Origin of the sequence: Anabaena azotica SJ-1 (assembly GCF_047275885.1) — a bacterium.
Classification (GTDB): Bacteria; Cyanobacteriota; Cyanobacteriia; order Cyanobacteriales; family Nostocaceae; genus Trichormus_B; species Trichormus_B azotica_A.
In genome coordinates this window covers 3,917,076-3,937,822 of the sequence record NZ_CP178454.1, presented here as the reverse complement: position 1 = coordinate 3,937,822, position 20,747 = coordinate 3,917,076, and the positions used below count along the sequence as shown (strand labels likewise).

The following is a 20,747-nucleotide window of genomic DNA, read 5'->3' as shown; positions in this document are numbered from 1 at the left end:
AGAGAGAGAAACCCAATTCCAATCTTGTTTATTCCCAAAACTAAAACCATTCACAAAAATTATGGCTAATTCAGTTTTAAATCTATCAGACCTCAACGGCAGCAACGGCTTTGTTATTAACGGCATTACAGCAGGTGACTACTCTGGTCGCTCCGTCAGCAGTGCAGGGGATGTGAACGGTGATGGCTTCGACGACCTGATTATCGGCGCATTCAGGGCAGACCCCAACGGTTACGCCTCCGGGCAAAGCTATGTGGTGTTTGGGAAAAGTGGGGGCTTTACTTCCGCTCTCAACCTTTCAGACCTCAACGGCAGCAACGGCTTTGTCATTAATGGCATTACAGCAGGTGACTTCTCTGGTTTTTCCGTCAGTAGTGCAGGGGATGTGAACGGTGATGGCTTCGACGACCTGATTATCGGCGCATTCAGGGCAGACCCCAACGGTAACGACTCAGGGCAAAGCTATGTGGTGTTTGGGAAAAGTGGGGGCTTTACTTCCGCCCTCAACCTCTTTGACCTCAACGGCAGCAACGGCTTTGCTATTAATGGCATTACAGCAGGTGACTACTCTGGTGTCTCCGCCAGCAGTGCAGGGGATGTGAACGGTGATGGCTTCGACGACCTGATTATCGGCGCATCCGGGGCAGACCCCATCGGTAACGACTCAGGGCAAAGCTATGTGGTGTTTGGTAAAAATGGGGGCTTTACTTCTGCTCTCAACCTATCAGACCTCAACGGCAGCAACGGCTTCAAAATTAACGGTATTACCGCATTGGACTCATCTGGTCGCTCCGTCAGCAGTGTGGGGGATGTGAACGGTGATGGCTTCGACGACCTGATTATCGGTGCATACAGGGCAGACCCCAATGGTTACTCCTCCGGGCAAAGCTATGTGGTGTTTGGCAAAAGTGGGGGCTTTACTTCTGCTCTCAACCTATCAGACCTCAACGGCAGCAACGGCTTCAAAATTAACGGTATTACCGCATACGACAACTCTGGTATATCCGTCAGCAGTGCAGGGGATGTGAACGGTGATGGCTTCGACGACCTGATTATCGGCGCATTCAGGGCAGACCCCAACGGTAACTCCTCCGGGCAAAGCTATGTGGTGTTTGGTAAAAGTGGAGGCTTTACTTCTGCTCTCAACCTATCAGACCTCAACGGCAGCAACGGCTTTGTCATTAACGGCATTACAGCAGGTGACCGTTCTGGTTGGTCTGTCAGCAGTGCAGGGGATGTGAACGGTGATGGCTTCGACGACCTGATTATCGGCGCATACAGGGCAAACCCCAACGGTAGCTTATCGGGGCAAAGCTATGTGGTGTTTGGGAAAAGTGGGGGCTTTACTTCCACCCTCAACCTCTCAGACCTCAACGGCAGCAACGGCTTTGTCATTAACGGCATTACAGCAGGTGACCGTTCTGGTTGGTCTGTCAGCAGTGCAGGGGATGTGAACGGTGATGGCTTGGATGACCTGATTATCGGCGCATACAGGGCAGACCCAAACGGTGGTGACTCCGGACAAAGCTATGTGGTGTTTGGTAATGCTGCCCCAGAACTTGACCTCAATAGTGGCAATCGTCTTGTCAACGGCTTTGTCATTAACGGCATTACAGCAGGTGACTTGTCTGGTTACTCCGTCAGCAGTGCAGGGGATGTGAACGGTGATGGCTTTGACGACCTGATTATCGGCGCATTCCGAGCAGACCCCAACGGTGGTGACTCCGGGCAAAGCTATGTGGTGTTTGGTAAAAGTGGGGGCTTTACTTCTGCTCTCAACCTATCAGACCTCAACGGCAGCAATGGCTTCAAAATTAACGGTACCGCATACGACTACTCTGGTCGCTCTGTCAGCAGTGCAGGGGATGTCAACGGTGATGGCTTTGACGACCTAATTATCGGCGCATTCGCGGCAGGGCAAAGCTATGTGGTGTTTGGCAAAAGTGGGGGCTTTACTTCCGCCCTCAACCTCTCAGACCTCAACGGTAGCAACGGCTTCAAAATTAACGGCATTACAGCAGGTAACTACTTTGGTCCCTCCGTCAGCAGTGCGGGGGATGTCAACGGTGATGGCTTCGATGACCTGATTATCGGCGTAACAGGGGCAAGCCCCAACGGTGGCTACTCAGGGCAAAGCTATGTGGTGTTTGGCAAAAGTGGGAGTTTCAACTCCACCCTCAACCTCTCAGCCCTCAACGGCAGCAATGGCTTTGTCATTAACGGCATTACCGCATACGACTACTCTGGTCGCTCCGTTAGCAGTGCGGGGGATGTCAACGGTGATGGCTTTGACGACCTAATTATCGGCGCAAGTGGGGCAGACCCCAACGGTTTCTCTTCCGGGCAAAGCTATGTGGTGTTTGGCAAAAGTGGGGGCTTTACTTCCACCCTCAACCTCTCAGACCTCAACGGCAGCAACGGCTTCAAAATTAACGGTATTACCGCATTGGACTCATCTGGTATCTCCGTCAGCAGTGCGGGGGATGTCAACGGTGATGGCTTTGACGACCTGATTATCGGCGCATTCGCGGCAGACCCCAACGGTAGCTTATCGGGGCAAAGCTATGTGGTATTTGGGAAAAGTGGGGGCTTTACTTCCACTCTCAACCTATCAGACCTCAACGGCAGCAACGGCTTCAAAATTAACGGCATTACCGCTTATGACTTCTCTGGTCGCTCCGTCAGCAGTGCGGGGGATGTGAACGGTGATGGCTTCGACGACCTGATTATCGGCGCAAGAGGGGCAGACCCCAACGGTAGCTATTCAGGGCAAAGCTATGTAGTGTTTGGTAAAAGTGGGGGCTTTACTTCCACCCTCAACCTCTCAGCCCTCAACGGCAGCAACGGCTTCAAAATTAACGGCATTACAACAGGTGACTTCTCTGGTCGCTCCGTTAGCAATGCGGGGGATGTGAACGGTGATGGCTTCGACGACCTGATTATCGGCGCATACGCGGCAGACCCCAACGGTAACGACTCCGGGCAAAGCTATGTGGTGTTTGGTGGTGCAGCTATAGGCGCAGGTGGTAGTCTAGAGCTATCTCAACCTAGTGGTAGTGCTGTTGCAGGTATTGATTTTAATGCCACCTTTACTGGCAGTCCCGTCTTGATTGTGAGTAGTAAACTGAGTCTTGTAGACCGTAATTCATCAACTCTCACTAAAGCTACAATCAAGATCGCTAATCCCCTCAATGGCTTCCAGGAATTTGTCTTTGCTGATACCACAGGTACTGCCATCACACCAGGCTACAACTTTGCCACAGGTACGCTGACTCTGAGTGGTATTGATACAGTAGCAAACTACCAAAAAGTTTTACGCACTGTCCAATACTTCAACACGGCAGCTAATCCCAACACTACTGCCCGTACCATTCAGTTTGTCGTCGATGACGGACAAGCCCACTCTAATACCAGTGCAGTAGCTACAACCACCATCAGTTTTACTCCCCCAGATACCACTGCACCCCTACCTCCAACTATTACTGGCATTAGCCAAGATACAGGGGTGAGCAACAGTGACGGCATTACTAATATCAATACCCAAACATTTAGCGGTAATGCTGAAGCCAACAGCACTGTGCAAGTCTTCATTGCAGGTAATTCCATTGGCACGACTACGGCTAGTGCTACCGGTAATTGGAGTTTGGGTCTTCCCTCTGCCTTAGTCTTAACAGAAGGTACATTCGTGATTACGGCAACTGCAACTGATGCTGCTGGCAACACATCAGCGATCGCTAATCCCTTTTCTCTAACTGTCGATAAAACTTCGCCAGTTTTGACTCTGCCATCCAATATTATTGTGGAAGTTGGCTCTCCTACGGACACTTCCGCGACAGGAGTAGCTACGGCTAATGATAACCTAGACCTAAATGTTGATATCACCTTCTCCGATACGACTGTTTCTTCTACCATCACCCGTACTTGGGTAGCTAAGGACGATGCAGGGAATGTCAGCAGTGCTAATCAAATCATCACGGTTCAATCACCCACGACTATCAATGGCACTAACTCTAGCGAAGTAATTGTTGGTACTAATACAATCAACATCATTGACGGTAAAAGAGGTAATGATGTCATCTATGGCTACCAAGGTGATGGCGTTTCTGGTGTGGGCAGTACAGCTACGATTCCTACCCTTAACCCTGCGGGTGGTGGAGTGAACGACCATGACATAATTCGTGGTGGTGCTGGCAATGACATTATGTACGGTGGCGGTGGTAATGATATTTTTCTGGTATCAGGTATTGGTGATGGTTTTGATACCTTCTTTGGTGATGACGGTTATGACACTGTAGTTGCCGAAACTGTCGGTACTGTTATTGGTGTGATTGGGTATCAAAATGGCGTGGAGGAGTTTGTCGGTCATAGCAGTGGTGATACTGTCATTAAAGATTCCACTAGTGGGAATATCTTAAACTTCAGCAACACAAAGCTGACAAACATAGCCGAATTCAACGCCAATAATGGGAATGATACAGTAATTGCCTCTAACCTCAGCAGTATGAAAATTCGGGGTGGTGCTGGCAATGACAATCTCAGTGCTGGGTTAGCCAATGTAACTTGGCTCTATAGTGGCACTACAAACGGCTTTGATAGCTTTAACAATGGATCTGGTACTAGCACTATTCTGGCAGAAGCGGATAATACAATCATTGGATTAGCCTCTGGTTTTAATAATGGTGTTGATCGAATTGATGTCAATGGTAAAACCAATGTCAAAGTTGTAGGAACGGGGGCAATGATACACTGAATTTCTCTAATGTCACTGTTCTCAACAATCCTAGTAATTTTGAGTTGAATGGGGGTAACGGTAATGACGCAATTATCGGTACTAGTGGTGATGACAGGATTGTTGGTGGTGCTGGCAGAGATGCACTTACTGGTGGTATTGGTGTAGATAGTTTTGTATTTAATGCTCAAAGCGACTCACGTTTTAGAGCTTGGTGATGCGATCGCAGATTTTGATGCTACTACTGGAGACAAGATTATTCTCAGTGCTATCACTGGCGGTATTGGCTCGTTTAATGGCGGTGCTGCTTTTACAACGGGGGAGTAACTAATGAAGCAATTCTCTTTGGTAGTCAACTGCGAGTGGATTTAAATGAATGGCATCTTTGGCACTGGTGATCTGGAAATCAACTTTACGGCTATCACAGGTACTTTTAATGCCGCAAATGTTGCGTTCTAATGTTTTCAAGTTGAAAATTTAAAACAAGCCTGTTGCATTTTAAAAAGCGATCGCATCTTAGATTTTACAGGTGCGATCGCCTAATTACTCAATATTCAGCTACTAGAACAAGAACCACACAGCCTGATTCCCAATGTCTATGCTGAGTTTCAAATTTCTAGCTTCAGTTTAGGTATTTTTAAACCTAAAAAAAATCATGAATCAGAATTTTGGCAATAGGTTTTTACACTGATGAAATCCGGCACGTCATTACGATAAGTGCATCTCAGAGTTGAGAGGATGTTTGAAAATTCCTTATTGATGTATCAAAAACTTTTAGAACCCCCTAAATCCCCCTTAAAAAGGGGGACTTTGATTCCAGTCACCCCTCTTAACAAGGGAATGGCTACGCTATCAATAAGTGCCTAAAGCCACATCCAGAACTTTTAAAACACCCTCTGAGACGGGATTAAACAAAAAGCCAATTTTTAGAGAGAGAAACCCAATTCCAATCTTGATTTATTTCCAAAACTAAAAACATTCACCAAAATTATGGCTAATTCAGTTTTAAATCTATCAGACCTCAACGGCAGCAACGGCTTCAAAATTAATGGTATTACGGCAAATGACAAATCTGCTTATTCCGTCAGCAGTGCAGGGGATGTGAACGGTGATGGCTTCGACGACCTGATTATCGGTGCATTCGGGGCAAACCCCAACGGTAACGACTCCGGGCAAAGCTATGTGGTGTTTGGTAAAACTGGGGGCTTTACTTCCACCCTCAACTTATCAGACCTCAACGGCAGCAACGGTTTCAAAATTAACGGCATTACAGCAAATGACAAATCTGGTTTTTCCGTTAGCAGTGCGGGGGATGTGAACGATGATGGCTTCGACGACCTGATTATCGGTGCATTAGGGGCAGACCCCAATGGTAGCGAATCCGGGCAAAGCTACGTAGTGTTTGGTAAAACTGGGGGCTTTACTTCCACCCTCAACTTATCAGACCTCAACGGCAGCAACGGTTTCAAAATTAACGGCATTACAGCAAATGACTACTCTGGTTGGTCTGTCAGCAGTGCGGGGGATGTGAACGGTGATGGCTTCGACGACCTGATTATCGGTGCATTAGGGGCAGACCCCAACGGTAGCGAATCCGGGCAAAGCTATGTAGTGTTTGGTAAAAGTGGGGGCTTTACTTCCACCCTCAACCTTTCAGACCTCAACGGCAGCAACGGCTTCAAAATTAATGGCATTACCGCTTATGACTACTCTGGTTGGTCTGTGAGCAGTGCGGGGGATGTGAACGGTGATGGCTTCGACGACCTAATTATCGGCGCATACGCGGCAGATCCCAACGGTAGCTACTCCGGGCAAAGCTATGTGGTGTTTGGTAAAAGTGGGGGCTTTACTTCTGCTCTCAACCTCTCAGCCCTCAACGGCAGCAACGGCTTCAAAATTAATGGTATTACAGCAAGGGACTTCTCTGGTCGCTCCGTCAGCAGTGCGGGGGATGTGAACGGTGATGGCTTCGACGACCTGATTATCGGGGCATACAGGGCAGACCCCAACGGTGGCTACTCAGGACAAAGCTATGTAGTGTTTGGGAAAGGTGGGGGCTTTACCTCCTCTTTCAACCTATCAGACCTCAACGGCAGCAACGGCTTCAAAATTAACGGCATTACAACAGGTGACTACTCTGGTGGCTCTGTCAGCAGTGCGGGGGATGTGAACGGTGATGGCTTCGACGACCTGATTATCGGTGCATTCGGGGCAAACCCCAACGGTAACGACTCCGGGCAAAGCTATGTGGTGTTTGGGAAAACTGGGGGCTTTACTTCCGCTCTCAACCTCTCAGACCTCAACGGTAGCAACGGTTTCAAAATTAACGGCATTACCACAGATGATCGTTCTGGTTGGTCTGTCAGCAGTGCGGGGGATGTGAACGGTGATGGCTTCGACGACCTGATTATCGGCGCAAGAGGAGCAGACCCCAACGGTAGCTATTCAGGGCAAAGCTATGTGGTGTTTGGTAATGCTGCCCCAGAACTTGACCTCAATAGTGGTAAGGGACTTGTCAACGGCTTTGTCATTAACGGCATTACAGCAGGTGACTTGTCTGGTTGGTCTGTCAGCAGTGCGGGGGATGTGAATGGTGATGGCTTCAACGACCTGATTATCGGTGCATTCGGGGCAAACCCCAACGGTAACGACTCCGGGCAAAGCTATGTGGTGTTTGGTAAAAGTGGAGGCTTTACTTCTGCCCTCAACCTCTCAGACCTCAACGGCAGCAACGGCTTTGTCATTAACGGCATTACCGCATTGGACTCATCTGGTCACTCCGTCAGCAGTGTGGGGGATGTGAACGGTGATGGCTTCGACGACCTGATTATCGGTGCATACAGGGCAGACCCCAATGGTTACTCCTCCGGGCAAAGCTATGTGGTGTTTGGCAAAAGTGGGGGCTTTACTTCTGTTCTCAACCTCTCAGATCTCAACGGCAGCAACGGCTTCAAAATTAACGGCATTACGGCGTATGAATACTCTGGTCGCTCCGTCAGCAGTGCGGGGGATGTGAACGGTGATGGCTTCGACGACCTGATTATCGGCACAAGAGGGGCAGACCCCAACGGTGGCTACTCAGGACAAAGCTATGTGGTGTTTGGTAAAAGTGGGGGCTTTACTTCTGCTCTCAACCTCTCAGACCTCAACGGCAGCAACGGCTTCAAAATTAACGGCATTACCGCATTGGACTACTCTGGTTGGTCTGTCAGCAGTGCGGGTGATGTGAACGGTGATGGCTTCGACGACCTGATTATCGGCGCACCAGCGGCAGACCCCAACGGTGGCTACTCAGGGCAAAGCTATGTGGTGTTTGGTAAAAGTGGGGGCTTTACTTCCACCCTCAACCTTTCAGACCTCAACGGCAGCAACGGTTTCAAAATTAACGGCATTACCGCTTATGACTTATCTGGTTGGTCTGTCAGCAGTGCGGGTGATGTGAACGGTGATGGCTTCGACGACCTGATTATCGGCGCATACAGGGCAGACCCCAACGGTGGCTACTCAGGACAAAGCTATGTAGTGTTTGGTAAAAGTGGGGGCTTTACTTCCACCCTCAACCTTTCAGACCTCAATGGCAGCAATGGTTTCAAAATTAACGGCATTACAACAGGTGACTACTCTGGTGGCTCTGTCAGCAGTGCGGGGGATGTCAACGGTGATGGCTTCGACGACCTGATTATCGGCGCACCAGCGGCAGACCCCAACGGTGGCTCTTCCGGGGAAAGCTATGTGGTGTTTGGTAAAAGTGGGGGCTTTACTTCCGCCCTCAACCTATCAAACCTCAACGGCAGCAACGGTTTCAAAATTAATGGTATTGCAGCAGGTGACAACTCTGGTTGCTCCGTCAGCAGTGCGGGAGATGTGAACGGTGATGGCTTTGACGACCTGATTATTGGCGCAAATGGGGCAGACCCCAACGGTAACTTCTCTGGGCAAAGCTATGTGGTCTTTGGTAGTGCGGGGATAGGTGCTGGTGGTAGCCTAGAACTATCTCGACTTGGTGGTAGTGCTGTTGGAGGTGTTGATTTTAATGCCAACTTTACTGGCAGTCCCGTCTTGATTGTGAGTAGTAACCTGAGTCTTGTAGACCGTAATTCATCAACCCTCACTAAAGCTACAATCAAGATCGCTAATCCCCTCAATGGCTTCCATGAATTTGTCTTTGCTGATACCACAGGCACTGCAATTACACCAGGCTACAACTTTGCGACAGGTACGCTGACTCTGAGTGGTATTGATACAGTAGCAAACTACCAAAAAGTTTTACGCACTGTCCAATATTTCAACACAGCAGCCAATCCCAACACTACTGCCCGCACCATTCAATTTGTCGTTGATGATGGACAAGCCCACTCTAATATCAGTGCAGTAGCTACAACCACCATCAATTTTACTCTCCCAGATACCATTGCTGGTACTAACTCTAGCGAAGTAATTGTTGGTGCTAATACGCCCAACATCATCAACGGTCAAGCTGGTAACGATGTTATTTATGGCTATCAAGGTGATGGCGTTTCTGGTGTGGGCAGTACAGCTACGATTCCTACCCTTAACCCTGCGGGTGGTGGAGTTAACGACCATGACATAATTCGTGGTGGTGCTGGCAATGACATTATGTACGGTGGCGGTGGTAATGATACTTTTGTGATATCAGGTATTGGTGATGGTTTTGATACCTTCTTTGGTGATGACGGTTATGACACTGTAGTTGCCGAAACTGTCGGTACTGTTATTGGTGTGATTGGGTATCAAAATGGCGTGGAGGAGTTTGTCGGTCATAGCAGTGGTGATACTGTCATTAAAGATTCCACTAGTGGGAATATCTTAAACTTCAGCAACACAACATTAACAAACATTGCCGAAGTTGATGCCAATAGTGGGAATGATACAGTAATTGCCTCTAACCTCAGCAATATGCAAATTCGGGTGGTGCTGGCAATGACAATCTCAATTCTGGGTTAGCCAATGTCACTTGGCTCTATAGTGGCACTACAAACGGCTTTGATACTTTTACTAATGGCAGCGGTGACTCAATTGCCCAAGCGGAAACTGCTGGTACTGTCATTGGTGTGATTGGCTATAACAATGGAGTGGAGGAGTTTGTTGGTCATAGCAGTGGTGATACTGTCATTAAAGATTCCACTAGTGGGAATATCTTAAACTTCACCAACACAAAGCTGACAAACATAGCCGAAGTTGATGCCAATAATGGGAATGATACAGTAATTGCCTCTAACCTCAGCAATATGCAAATTCGGGGTGGTGCTGGCAATGACAATCTCAGTGCTGGGTTAGCTAATGTAACTTGGCTCTATAGTGGCACTACAAACGGCTTTGACACTTTTACTAATGGCAGCGGTGACTCAATTGCCCAAGCGGAAACTGCTGGTACTGTTATTGGTGTGATTGGCTATAACAATGGTGTCGATGAATTTGTCGGTCATAGCAGTGGTGATACTGTCATTAAAGATTCCACTAGTGGGAATATCTTAAACTTCACCAACACAAAGCTGACAAACATAGCCGAAGTTGATGTCAATAGTGGGAATGATACAGTAATTGCCTCTAACCTCAGCAATATCAAAATTCGGGGTGGTGCTGGCAATGACAATCTCAGTGCTGGGTTAGCCAATGTAACTTGGGTTTATAGTGGCATTACAAACGGTTTTGATAGCTTTAATAATGGATCTGGCATTAGCACTATTCTGGCAGAAGCGGATAGTACAATCATTGGATTAGCCTCTGGTTTTAATAATGGTGTTGATCGAATTGATGTCAATGGTAAAACCAATGTCAAAGTTGTAGGAACGGGGGCAATGATACACTGAATTTCTCTAATGTCACTGTGATCAACAATCCTAATAATTTTGAGTTGAATGGGGGTAACGGTAATGACGCAATTATCGGTACTAGTGGTGATGACAGGATTGTTGGTGGTGCTGGCAGAGATACACTTATTGGTGGTATTGGTGTAGATAGTTTTGTATTTAATGCTCAAAGCGACTCACGTTTTAGAGCCGGAGATACGATCGCAGATTTTGATGCTACTACTGGAGACAAGATTATTCTCAGTGCTATCACTGGCGGTATTGGCTCGTTTAATGCCAGCAATGCTTTTACAGCCGGAGGAGTCACTAATGAAGCAATTGTCTTTGGTAGCCAACTGCGAGTGGATTTAAATGCAAACGGCATCTTTGACACTGGTGATCTGGAAATCAACTTTACGACTATCACAGGTACTTTTAATGCCGCAAATGTTGCGTTCTAATGTTTTCAAGTTGAAAATTTAAAACAAGCCTGTTGCATTTTAAAAAGCGATCGCACCTTTAAAATGTGGTGGGATGCGATCGCCTAATTACCAATGTTTTGGCAGGTCTTAAACCCCTATGGGCAAAGCATAGAGGTTGTTGTTTTCATATCAAATTAATCCCTTCTGCCTCCTGCCTTGCCCGAATGGCAGATAACAATGAATAATGAATATGGAATATAAAAATCTATTTGTTACCATTGCCACGGTGAATTTTGATAAGTAGAACGATGGGAAACAACCAAAGTATGTAAAGAAAAGTAAATTAACCTAAAAACCTCTTCTCTCTTGCTTTTTGCCTCTTGCCTTGTCATAACGACAATTTTTAACGCCTACCTACTTAATTTAGTGAATTTCTATATTCAGCTACTAGAACAAGAACCAAACAACCTGATTCCCAATGTCTATGCTGAGTTTCAAATTTCTAGCTTCAGTTTAGGTATTTTTAACCCTAAAAAAATCCTTAAAATTTTGGCAATAGGTTTTCACACTGATGAAATCCGGCACGTCATTACGATAGGTGCATCTCAGAGTTGAGACCGGATTAAACAAAAAACAAATTTTTAGATAGAGAAACCCAATTCCAATCTTGATTTATTTCCAACACTAAAATCATTTACAAAAATTATGGCTAATTCAGTTTTTAACCTATCAAACCTCAACGGCAGCAACGGCTTCAAAATTAACGGCATTACAGCAAATGACTTGTCTGGTTTTTCCGTCAGCAGTGCGGGAGATATCAACGGTGATGGCTTTGACGAACTAATTATCGGTGCATACGCGGCAGATCCCAACGGTAGCTACTCCGGGCAAAGCTATGTAGTGTTTGGCAAAAATGGGGGCTTTACTTCTGCTCTCAACCTATCAGACCTCAACGGCAGCAACGGCTTTATCATTAACGGCATTACAGCGTTTGACAACTTTGGTCGCTCTGTCAGCAGTGCGGGAGATGTCAACGGTGATGGCTTCGACGACCTGATTATCGGCGCATTAGGGGCAGACCCCAATGGTAGCATCTCCGGGCAGAGCTATGTGGTGTTTGGCAAAAGTGGGGGCTTTACTTCCTCTTTCAACTTATCAGACCTCAACGGCAGCAACGGTTTTGCTATTAATGGCATTACCGCGTATGACTTCTCTGGTCGCACCGTCAGCAGTGCGGGGAGATGTCAACGGTGATGGCTTCGACGACCTGATTATTAGCGCATTTCGGGCAGACCCCAACGGTAGCAACTCCGGGCAAAGCTATGTGGTGTTTGGTAAAAGTGGGGGCTTCACCTCCACCCTCAACCTATCAGACCTCAACGGCAGCAACGGCTTCAAAATGAACGGTATTACAGCAGATGACAACTCTGGTTCGTCTGTCAGCAGTGCGGGAGATGTGAACGGTGATGGCTTCGACGACTTGATTATCGGCGCATTCCGAGCAGACCCCAACGGTAGCTACTCCGGGCAAAGCTATGTAGTGTTTGGCAAAAGTGGGGGCTTTACCTCCTCCTTCAACCTATCAGACCTCAACGGTAGCAACGGCTTTGTCATTAACGGCATTACAGCAGGTGACTACTCTGGTCGCTCCGTCAGCAGTGCAGGGGATGTCAACGGTGACGGCTTCGACGACTTGATTATCGGCGCAGAACAGGCAGACCCCAACGGTAGCTACTCAGGGCAAAGCTATGTGGTGTTTGGTAAAAGTGGGGGCTTTACTTCTGCTCTCAACCTATCAGACCTCAACGGCAGCAATGGCTTTGTCATTAACGGCATTAAGGCAAATGACTTCTCTGGTTACTCCGTCAGCAGTGCAGGGGATGTCAACGGTGATGGCTTTGATGACCTGATTATCGGCGCATACGGGGCAGACCCCAACGGTAGCTACTCAGGGCAAAGCTATGTGGTGTTTGGTAAAAGTGGGGGCTTTACTTCTGCTATCAACCTATCAGACCTCAACGGCAGCAACGGTTTTGCTATTAACGGCATGACCTCGTATGACAGTTCTGGTTCGGCTGTCAGCAGTGCAGGGGATGTCAACGGTGATGGCTTAGATGACCTGATTATCGGCGCATTCCGGGCAGAACCCAACGGTGGTGACTCCGGGCAAAGCTATGTGGTGTTTGGTAATGCTGCCCCTGAACTTGACCTCAACGACAGCAACGGCTTTGTCATTAACGGCGTTACAGCAGGTGACTACTCTGGTTGGTCTGTCAGCAGTGCAGGGGATGTCAACGGTGATGGCTTCGACGACCTGATTATCGGCGCATTAGGGGCAGACCCCAACGGTAACAACTCCGGGCAAAGCTATGTGGTGTTTGGGAACAGTGGTGGCTTGACCTCCACCCTCAACCTATCAGACCTCGACGGCAGCAACGGCTTTGTCATTAATGGTATTACAACGTTTGACTTCTCTGGTCACTCCGTCAGCAGTGTGGGGGATGTGAACGGTGATGGCTTCGACGACCTGATTATCGGCGCATACGCTGCAGATCCCAACGGTAGCTACTCCGGGCAAAGCTATGTGGTGTTTGGCAAAAGTGGGGGCTTTACTTCCTCTTTTAACCTATTAGACCTCAACGGCAGCAACGGCTTTGTCATTAACGGCATTAAGGCAAATGACTACTCTGGTTGGTCTGTCAGCAGTGCGGGGGATGTCAACGGTGATGGCTTCGACGACCTGATTATCGGCGCATACGCGGCAGACCCCAACGGTAGCAAATCTGGGCAAAGCTATGTAGTGTTTGGCAAAAGTGGTGGCTTTACCTCCACCCTCAACCTATCAGACCTCAATGGCAGCAACGGCTTTGTCATCAACGGCATTACGGCGTTTGACAACTCTGGTTGGTCTGTCAGCAGTGCGGGGGATGTCAACGGTGATGGCTTCGACGACCTGATTATCGGCGCATTCGCGGCAGATCCCAATGGTAGCTACTCTGGGCAAAGCTATGTGGTGTTTGGTAAAAGTGGGGGCTTTACCTCCACCCTCAACCTATCAGACCTCAATGGCAGCAACGGCTTTGTCATTAATGGCATTACGGCGTATGACTACTCTGGTTGGTCGGTCAGCAGTGCAGGGGATGTGAACGGTGACGGCTTTGATGACCTGATTATCGGCGCATACGCGGCAGGCCCAATGGTAGCTACTCTGGGCAAAGCTATGTGGTGTTTGGTAAAAGTGGGGGCTTTACTTCTGCTCTTAACTTATCAGACCTCAACGGCAGCAACGGCTTTGTCATTAACGGTATTACAGCAGGTGACTACTCTGGTTGGTCGGTCAGCAGTGCAGGGGATGTGAACGGTGACGGCTTTGATGACCTGATTATCGGCGCATTAGGGGCAGACCCCAACGGTAGCAAATCCGGGCAAAGCTATGTGGTATTTGGCAAAAGTGGGGGCTTTACTTCTGCTCTCAACCTATCAGACCTCAACGGCAGCAACGGCTTTGTCATTAACGGCATTACCACAGATGATCGTTCTGGTCGCTCTGTCAGTAATGCCGGGGATGTCAATAGTGATGGCTTTGACGACCTGATTATCGGCGCACCAGGCAAACCCCAACGGTAGCAAATCCGGGCAAAGCTATGTGGTGTTTGGTGGTGCAGCTATAGGCGCAGGTGGTAGTCTAGAACTATCTCAATTTGGTGGTAGTGCTGTTGCTTGGTATTGATTTTCATGCTACCTTTACTGTCAGCCCTGTCTCGATTGTGAGTAGTAACCTGAGTCTTCTAGACCGTAATTCATCAACTCTGACTCAAGCGACAATCACAATTACTAATCCCCTTGATGGCTTACAAGAATTTGTCTTTGCTGATACCACAGGTACTGCCATTACAGCCGATTACAACTCTGCTACGGCAACTCTGACTCTGAGTGGTATTGATACAGTAGCGAACTACCAAAAAGTTTTACGCACTGTCGAATATTTCAACACGGCAGCTAATCCCAACACTACTGCCCGTACTATTGAGTTTGTCGTCGATGATGGAGAAGCCCATTCTAATACCAGTGCAGTAGCCACAACTACCATCACTTTTACTCTCCCAGATTTCATTACTGGCACTAACTCTAGCGAAGTAATTGTTGGTACTAATACAATCAACATCATTGACGGTAAAAGAGGTAATGATGTCATCTATGGCTATGAAGGTGATGGCGTTTCTGGTGTGGGCAGTACAGCTACTGTTCCCACCCTTAATCCTGCTGGCGGGGAGTGAACGACCATGACATCATTCGTGGTGGTGCTGGCAATGACATTATGTACGGTGGGGGTGGTAATGATACTTTTTTGGTATCAGGTATTGGTGATGGTTTTGATACCTTCTTTGGTGATGACGGTTATGACACTGTAGTTGCGGAAACTGCTGGTACTGTCATTGGTGTAATCGGGTATGAAAATGGTGTCGATGAATTTGTCGGTCATAGCAGTGCCGATACCATCATTAAAGATAAAGATTTCACTAGTGGCAACACTTTGGATTTCAGCAACACAAAGCTGACAAACATAGCCGAAGTCAATGCCAACCGTGGTAATGATAATGTAATTGCCTCTAACCTCAGCAATATGCAAATTCGTGGTGATGCTGGCAATGATATCCTCGATGCTGGGTTAGCTAATGTCACTTGGCTTTATAGTGGCACTACAAACGGCTTTGATACTTTTACTAATGGTATAGGAGTCTCAATTGCTCAAGCGGAAACTGCTGGTACTGTCATTGGTGTAATTGGGTATAACAATGGTGTGGAGGAATTTGTCGGTCATAGCAGTGGTGATACTGTCATTAGAGATGTCACTAGTGGCAACATCTTAAACTTCAGCAACACAACATTAACAAACATTGCCGAAGTCAACGCCAATAATGGGAATGATACGGTAATTGCCTCTAACCTTGGCAGTATGAAAATTCGGGGTGGTGCTGGCAATGACAATCTCACCGCAGGTAGCCAAACTGTTACTTTCGTTTATGACAACACTAAAAACGGTTTTGATAGTTTTAACAATGGATCTGGTATTAGCACTATTCTGGCAGAAGCCGATAGTACAATCATTGGATTAGCTTCTGGTTTTAATAATGGTGTTGATCAAATTGATGTCAATGGTAAAACCAATGTCAAAGTTCTAGGAACGGGGGCAATGATACACTGAATTTCTCTAATGTCACTATTCTCAACAATTCTGGTAATTTTGAGTTGAATGGGGGTAACGGTAATGACACAATTATCGGTACTGGTGGTGATGATAGGATTGTTGGTGGTGCTGGCAGAGATGCACTCACTGGTGGTATTGGTGTAGATAGTTTTGTATTTAATGCTCAAAGCGACTCACGTTTTAGAGCCGGAGATACGATCGCAGATTTTGATGCTACTACTGGAGACAAGATTATTCTCAGTGCTATCACTGGCGGTATTGGCTCGTTTAATGGCGGTGCTGCTTTTACAGCGGGGGAGTAACTAATGAAGCAATTCTCTTTGGTAGTCAACTGCGAGTGGATTTAAATGCAAATGGCATCTTTGGCACTGGTGATCTGGAAATCAACTTTACGGCTATCACAGGTACTTTTAATGCCGCAAATCTTGTTTTCTAATGTTTTCAAGTTGAAACTTTAAAACAAGCCTGTTGCATTTTAAAAAGCGATCGCATCTTAGATTTTACAGGTGCGATCGCCTAATCACTCAATGTTTTGCCAGGGTAACATTTTAGTCTTTATATGGGTAGGGATTTCACTAAAGAGAAAAAGTAATAAAAATGAATATGGAATATAAAAATCTATTTGTCACCATTGCCACTATTAATTTTGATAATTTAGTGAATTTCTATATGCAGCTACTAGAACAAGAACCAAACAACCTGATTCCTAATGTCTATGCTGAGTTTCAAATTTCTAGCCTCAGTTTAGGTATTTTTAGACCAAAACAAAATCATGAGTCAGAATTTGCTGTAAATACCAAAAGTCCGCTAAGTTTATGTTTAGAAGTCAGTAATTTAGAAAATGCGATCGCACATCTGCAATCTTTAGGCTATCCACCACCAGGAGACATTTCCACTGCTTCCCACGGTCGAGAAATTTACGCCTACGACCCAGACGGCAACCGTCTAATTTTACATCAAAGTCTTTAGTCATTGGGAAAAGGCAAAAAGCAAAAGATAAATATTTTTTCCCAGTCCCCATTCCCCATTCCCCAATCCCCAATCCCCAATGTCCATAACTCAAAACTACAAATTAAATCTCATTCAATGGTATCCCGGTCACATTGCCAAAGCTGAAAAAATCTCAAAGAACAGCTAAAGCGGGTAGATGTGGTGCTAGAAGTGCGGATGCACGTATTCCCATAGCAACAAACCATCCGCAAATGAATGAATGGGTGGGGAGTAAATCACGGGTGTTGGTAATTAACCGATTAGATATGATTTCACCACAAGTGCGATCGCTTTGGGTAGACTGGTTTAAAAGCCAAGAACAAGTACCTTATTTTACCAATGCTCAACACGGTCAAGGTATCACAGCTATCATGAAAGCCGCACAAGCAGCAGGAGTAGAACTTAATCAACGCAGAAAAGACCGGGGAATGTTACCCCGTCCAGTTCGTGCTGTCGTCATTGGTTTTCCCAACGTCGGAAAATCAGCATTAATCAACCGATTGCTAGGAAAGCGCGTCGTTGAAAGTGCAGCACGTCCCGGTGTTACTCGTCAACTGCGTTGGGTGCGAATTTCTGATCAATTGCAACTCCTAGATGCTCCTGGTGTCATTCCTTCAAGAATGGAAAATCAAGCCGCAGCGGTAAAATTAGCTATTTGTGACGATATCGGTGAAGCATCCTATGATAATCAGCTAATAGCAGCAGCCTTCGTAGATATACTCAATGAACTCCAAGAAACACATCCTCATTTGTTACCATCGCACCCCTTACTTTCACGCTACGAAGTTGATTCCATCACCCACACAGGAGAAGCATATCTGCACATCCTCGCAGAACATCGTTATAAAGGAGATGTAGAACGCGCTGCGAGAACACTAATCACCGATTTTCGCAAAGGACTTTTAGGTACTATTCCTTTAGAAATTCCACCCCATTGATCTATAATAAGGCTTTCAAGGCTTTTTTTGAGTAGAAAATGAGTAGTTAAAAGTCGTGATTTTTAGGCATATTTGACGCATAGTGGATTAAGAAGACTATTTTTTATACCCCACTATGGAAATCCTCGCCATTTTGCAAATAGTTTTAGGACTTCTACTGTCCATATTTTCACTAATTTGGATGATTAACTCGCTTCAATACTGGAGGCTACAAAGAAAGATTCTGGACTTGCAATTAAAGGAACTTCAAAAACGTCACACATCGCAAAAATCGACACCAAAAACAACACCGCTTATTAATCATCAGCCCATTCCACAATTCTCAAAAACAGAGGAGGAAATTGAACTAGAAAACAAACAACTTCACAGTGAACTGGTTCATATCACAGGGAACTACAAAGTTGCTGACGAGTTGTTAAAACAAAAACGAAAACAATATCCCCGTAAAACAGAAACTTGGTGCTTGAAGCAACTGATTAGTGAATTAAGAGGTGAATCTAAGTCAACCGATACACCTAAAAAAGAACTATCTCAACCACAGTCTAAACCTACAATACCAAAACCTGATGCACAAAAAACACCATCAGCATCAATACCCAAAACCGAGCCACCGCTAGGGACACCTCTACCAAATCTGAAAGCAATCAAGTACCCCAAATCTGCCAAAAAAACTAACAATCCAAACATCAAACAATTGCAAAAAGAACTGCTGACAATGTTGGGAGGTAATACAGAAGTTGCTAACAGATTGGTTTCTCGACAACAACAAATAAACCCTGGTCAAACTGAGGCTTGGTATCTAGAAAAAGTTATTTCCGACCTGAAACGAGATAGGAGAGCTTGATGATTGAAAGCGCCCAATTTAATCACATAATAAATGTCAATGGTATCGGACTAAATCAACGGCAATAATTAACTTCTAGCCTTTAAATATTCAACTCTGAGTCTGAAAATTAACATTGTCACTGCCGTAAATAATATTCCCAGAAATATGTTTTTCAAACTCAATGCTTTAGGCGTTTCACTAATTAGAATAGCCTCCAATAGAATAGAAGGAAAGAAAATGCCACTCATCAACAATACCTTAGATAATATCATCCGATTTTTTATAAAAAGATTTATTATAGCTAAACCTGCACCTAACGGAATAAAAATCATCGCATAGGAAAATAATTTTTGTTGTAAAGGAATTAACTCCAGTAAATTAAAAGAGTAATAACGTTGTATTCTATCTATATAGACTTGAACAATTCCTCTGGAATATGTGATGATAATTTTCTTGGATTTATTGTCAGTGAAAACATGAGGAATCCTCAATTTTATATCTGAACCATTTTCTCCAGTCAGGGGAGTTCTTAATCTTATATCCAGTGATTTTTTTAGTTGTGAAATTGTAAAGTTACGCCGTAAAGAATCAGCAGAAATTGATATTATTCGTGCATAATCAGCTTGCTTATTATTGTCAGTCCTAAGAGTAGTAGCTAGAGTAAATTCAGACTTTTGGCTGATTCTTTGACTAAGATTTTTTACAGATCCTGCTGTTTTTAGCCATTGACTAGAATTCAAAACAATCTCTTTTCCTTCTTTTCTATTTTTAGGATTCCCTTGCCATACTAATTCAGGAGAATTTCCGGTTTTATCTGGATAACAACATTTACCATTTAATTGATAATTAGCTAGAAGGGAATACCAATTTGCTTAAAATAATCAGCATCATTTAATCCTTTTGTGCTTCATCATTTGTTATGGCTTTATCCATGAAATAAACTTCAGAAATAGATCCTTGCCAATTTCTATTATCTTGAAATTCATTACCAAGTAACAACGGATAATTTAAATCCCAATTACTTAAATTTATTGTGCTTTGCCAGAAAAATGAAACCAGTAAAATGATACACATATAAGCCAGCACAAATCCTGTGATTTTTTGATTTGACGCTCGCGAATTACTGCTTTTAATTTGTGTAACCGTATTACTGAAGCTTGGGTAATTCCAGAGATAAAAACTCAGAAAACCCAAACATCCTCCAATGGTGTTATTAAAAATATCTGCTGGTGTAGGAGTTCTCGAAGGCAGAAATATTTGCAAAATTTCAACCGTTGAAGATAATCCAGCACTAAACAAGAAAACAATAATAATTTGGAATACTACCTTAACTTTCAGTTTGTGTAAAAAATTGGCACAATAGAAACCCAAAGGCATAAATAATAAAACATTATTTACCTGATCTTGAAAAGTGCTAGAATGGTTAAAACTAGTTAAAAAATACGATATAGAAAATTTATTAGGTAGAAGGAAATTAAAAGGATAAACAGTAGCAATAATGACTATTAAAATAGTTATTAGCACTAATATAAAATTCACTGAATAAAATTTAATAGCCGGAGGTTTTTGAGAAAATTTTGTTTTTTGATTCATATAATATTCTTGCCAAATTTACTAAATTGAGATGCAATAAATAATTATATATTTTAAACAAAATTTTCACGGTGGCTAGATATACGAAACATTTGTGATGCAGAATTTAAGTAGTATATTAATATTTAGTATCAGATTAACTAAAAATTCAAGTAAGAATTCAGGAGTCAAAAATTAAAGGAGTATAAGGTGTGGAGAACCCCATCATTAAAATCAGGAGTTTCAAATTC

16 protein-coding genes and 2 pseudogenes are annotated in these 20,747 nt (G+C 45.0%); 16 read left to right on the top strand and 2 right to left on the bottom strand.

What is annotated here, in order from left to right:
- Positions 1-61: 61 nt before the first annotated feature.
- The 16 genes and pseudogenes from ACLLO5_RS17250 (at position 62) to ACLLO5_RS17175 (ending at position 18,942) form a co-directional block, all read left to right on the top strand.
- The gene (locus ACLLO5_RS17250) at positions 62-4,750 is read left to right on the top strand and encodes a beta strand repeat-containing protein (RefSeq protein ID WP_413171708.1); all 4,689 of its coding nucleotides are present in this window, start codon (positions 62-64) and stop codon (positions 4,748-4,750) included.
- Between the two features lie 44 nt (positions 4,751-4,794).
- Positions 4,795-4,947 carry a hypothetical protein gene (locus ACLLO5_RS17245; protein WP_413171707.1) on the top strand — a complete coding sequence of 51 codons (153 nt, stop codon included), beginning with the start codon at positions 4,795-4,797 and terminating at the stop codon, positions 4,945-4,947.
- Positions 4,913-5,056, top strand: coding sequence for a hypothetical protein (locus ACLLO5_RS17240; protein ID WP_413171706.1), 144 nt, complete (start codon positions 4,913-4,915; stop codon positions 5,054-5,056). Before ACLLO5_RS17245 ends, ACLLO5_RS17240 begins: the two co-directional genes overlap by 35 nt.
- Positions 5,057-5,284: 228 nt before the next feature.
- Positions 5,285-5,398 (top strand): annotated as a pseudogene (locus ACLLO5_RS17235) (VOC family protein); the annotation flags it as partial.
- Between the two features lie 321 nt (positions 5,399-5,719).
- Positions 5,720-9,694, top strand: a complete 3,975-nt coding sequence (locus tag ACLLO5_RS17230) for a beta strand repeat-containing protein (RefSeq protein WP_413171705.1) — start codon at positions 5,720-5,722, stop codon at positions 9,692-9,694.
- Positions 9,695-9,801: 107 nt separating this feature from the next.
- Complete coding sequence (locus ACLLO5_RS17225) at positions 9,802-10,560, top strand: hypothetical protein (RefSeq protein ID WP_413171704.1); 759 nt, start codon at positions 9,802-9,804, stop codon at positions 10,558-10,560.
- A 17-nt stretch (positions 10,561-10,577) separates the two neighbouring features.
- On the top strand, positions 10,578-11,000 hold the full coding sequence (locus ACLLO5_RS17220) for a M10 family metallopeptidase C-terminal domain-containing protein (RefSeq protein ID WP_413171703.1): 423 nt from the start codon (positions 10,578-10,580) through the stop codon (positions 10,998-11,000).
- A 666-nt stretch (positions 11,001-11,666) separates the two neighbouring features.
- Positions 11,667-12,215, top strand: a complete 549-nt coding sequence (locus tag ACLLO5_RS17215) for an integrin alpha (RefSeq protein WP_413171702.1) — start codon at positions 11,667-11,669, stop codon at positions 12,213-12,215.
- The gene (locus ACLLO5_RS17210; RefSeq protein ID WP_413171701.1) at positions 12,166-14,319 is read left to right on the top strand and encodes a beta strand repeat-containing protein; all 2,154 of its coding nucleotides are present in this window, start codon (positions 12,166-12,168) and stop codon (positions 14,317-14,319) included. The genes ACLLO5_RS17215 and ACLLO5_RS17210 overlap by 50 nt, the downstream gene beginning before the upstream one ends.
- Positions 14,316-14,588 carry an integrin alpha gene (locus ACLLO5_RS17205; protein WP_413171700.1) on the top strand — a complete coding sequence of 91 codons (273 nt, stop codon included), beginning with the start codon at positions 14,316-14,318 and terminating at the stop codon, positions 14,586-14,588. The genes ACLLO5_RS17210 and ACLLO5_RS17205 overlap by 4 nt, the downstream gene beginning before the upstream one ends.
- A gap of 83 nt (positions 14,589-14,671) precedes the next feature.
- The gene (locus ACLLO5_RS17200; protein WP_413171699.1) at positions 14,672-15,238 is read left to right on the top strand and encodes a hypothetical protein; all 567 of its coding nucleotides are present in this window, start codon (positions 14,672-14,674) and stop codon (positions 15,236-15,238) included.
- Positions 15,235-16,167 (top strand): hypothetical protein, encoded by a 933-nt coding sequence (locus tag ACLLO5_RS17195; protein WP_413171698.1) that lies wholly within the window; start codon positions 15,235-15,237, stop codon positions 16,165-16,167. Before ACLLO5_RS17200 ends, ACLLO5_RS17195 begins: the two co-directional genes overlap by 4 nt.
- The gene (locus ACLLO5_RS17190; protein ID WP_413176122.1) at positions 16,164-16,472 is read left to right on the top strand and encodes a M10 family metallopeptidase C-terminal domain-containing protein; all 309 of its coding nucleotides are present in this window, start codon (positions 16,164-16,166) and stop codon (positions 16,470-16,472) included. Before ACLLO5_RS17195 ends, ACLLO5_RS17190 begins: the two co-directional genes overlap by 4 nt.
- 301 nt (positions 16,473-16,773) lie before the next feature.
- A complete protein-coding gene (locus tag ACLLO5_RS17185; RefSeq protein ID WP_413171697.1) occupies positions 16,774-17,139 on the top strand; it encodes a VOC family protein in 366 nt (121 codons plus the stop codon).
- Positions 17,140-17,218: 79 nt separating this feature from the next.
- Positions 17,219-18,098: pseudogene (ylqF, locus tag ACLLO5_RS17180) on the top strand (ribosome biogenesis GTPase YlqF).
- 181 nt (positions 18,099-18,279) lie between these two features.
- Positions 18,280-18,942, top strand: a complete 663-nt coding sequence (locus tag ACLLO5_RS17175) for a hypothetical protein (protein ID WP_413171696.1) — start codon at positions 18,280-18,282, stop codon at positions 18,940-18,942.
- Between the two features lie 68 nt (positions 18,943-19,010).
- Here the strand turns inward: ACLLO5_RS17175 and ACLLO5_RS17170 are convergent, their stop codons facing one another.
- Together ACLLO5_RS17170 and ACLLO5_RS17165 are read right to left on the bottom strand one after the other, a co-directional pair.
- Complete coding sequence (locus ACLLO5_RS17170) at positions 19,011-19,664, bottom strand: hypothetical protein (protein WP_413171695.1); 654 nt, start codon at positions 19,662-19,664, stop codon at positions 19,011-19,013.
- A gap of 151 nt (positions 19,665-19,815) precedes the next feature.
- A complete protein-coding gene (locus ACLLO5_RS17165; RefSeq protein ID WP_413171694.1) occupies positions 19,816-20,517 on the bottom strand; it encodes a VanZ family protein in 702 nt (233 codons plus the stop codon).
- Between the last annotated feature and the right edge of the window lie 230 nt (positions 20,518-20,747).

What these genes read in the sequence shown, in the direction of transcription:
- ACLLO5_RS17210 (WP_413171701.1), top strand. Translation starts at nt 12,166, where the DNA reads ATGACTTCTCTGGTCGCACCGTCAGCAGTGCGGGGAGATGTCAACGGT.
- ACLLO5_RS17230 (WP_413171705.1), top strand. Translation starts at nt 5,720, where the DNA reads ATGGCTAATTCAGTTTTAAATCTATCAGACCTCAACGGCAGCAACGGC.
- ACLLO5_RS17175 (WP_413171696.1), top strand. Translation starts at nt 18,280, where the DNA reads ATGATTAACTCGCTTCAATACTGGAGGCTACAAAGAAAGATTCTGGAC.
- ACLLO5_RS17185 (WP_413171697.1), top strand. Translation starts at nt 16,774, where the DNA reads ATGGAATATAAAAATCTATTTGTCACCATTGCCACTATTAATTTTGAT.
- ACLLO5_RS17165 (WP_413171694.1), bottom strand. Translation starts at nt 20,517, where the DNA reads ATGAATCAAAAAACAAAATTTTCTCAAAAACCTCCGGCTATTAAATTT.
- ACLLO5_RS17250 (WP_413171708.1), top strand. Translation starts at nt 62, where the DNA reads ATGGCTAATTCAGTTTTAAATCTATCAGACCTCAACGGCAGCAACGGC.
- ACLLO5_RS17215 (WP_413171702.1), top strand. Translation starts at nt 11,667, where the DNA reads ATGGCTAATTCAGTTTTTAACCTATCAAACCTCAACGGCAGCAACGGC.
- ACLLO5_RS17240 (WP_413171706.1), top strand. Translation starts at nt 4,913, where the DNA reads ATGCTCAAAGCGACTCACGTTTTAGAGCTTGGTGATGCGATCGCAGAT.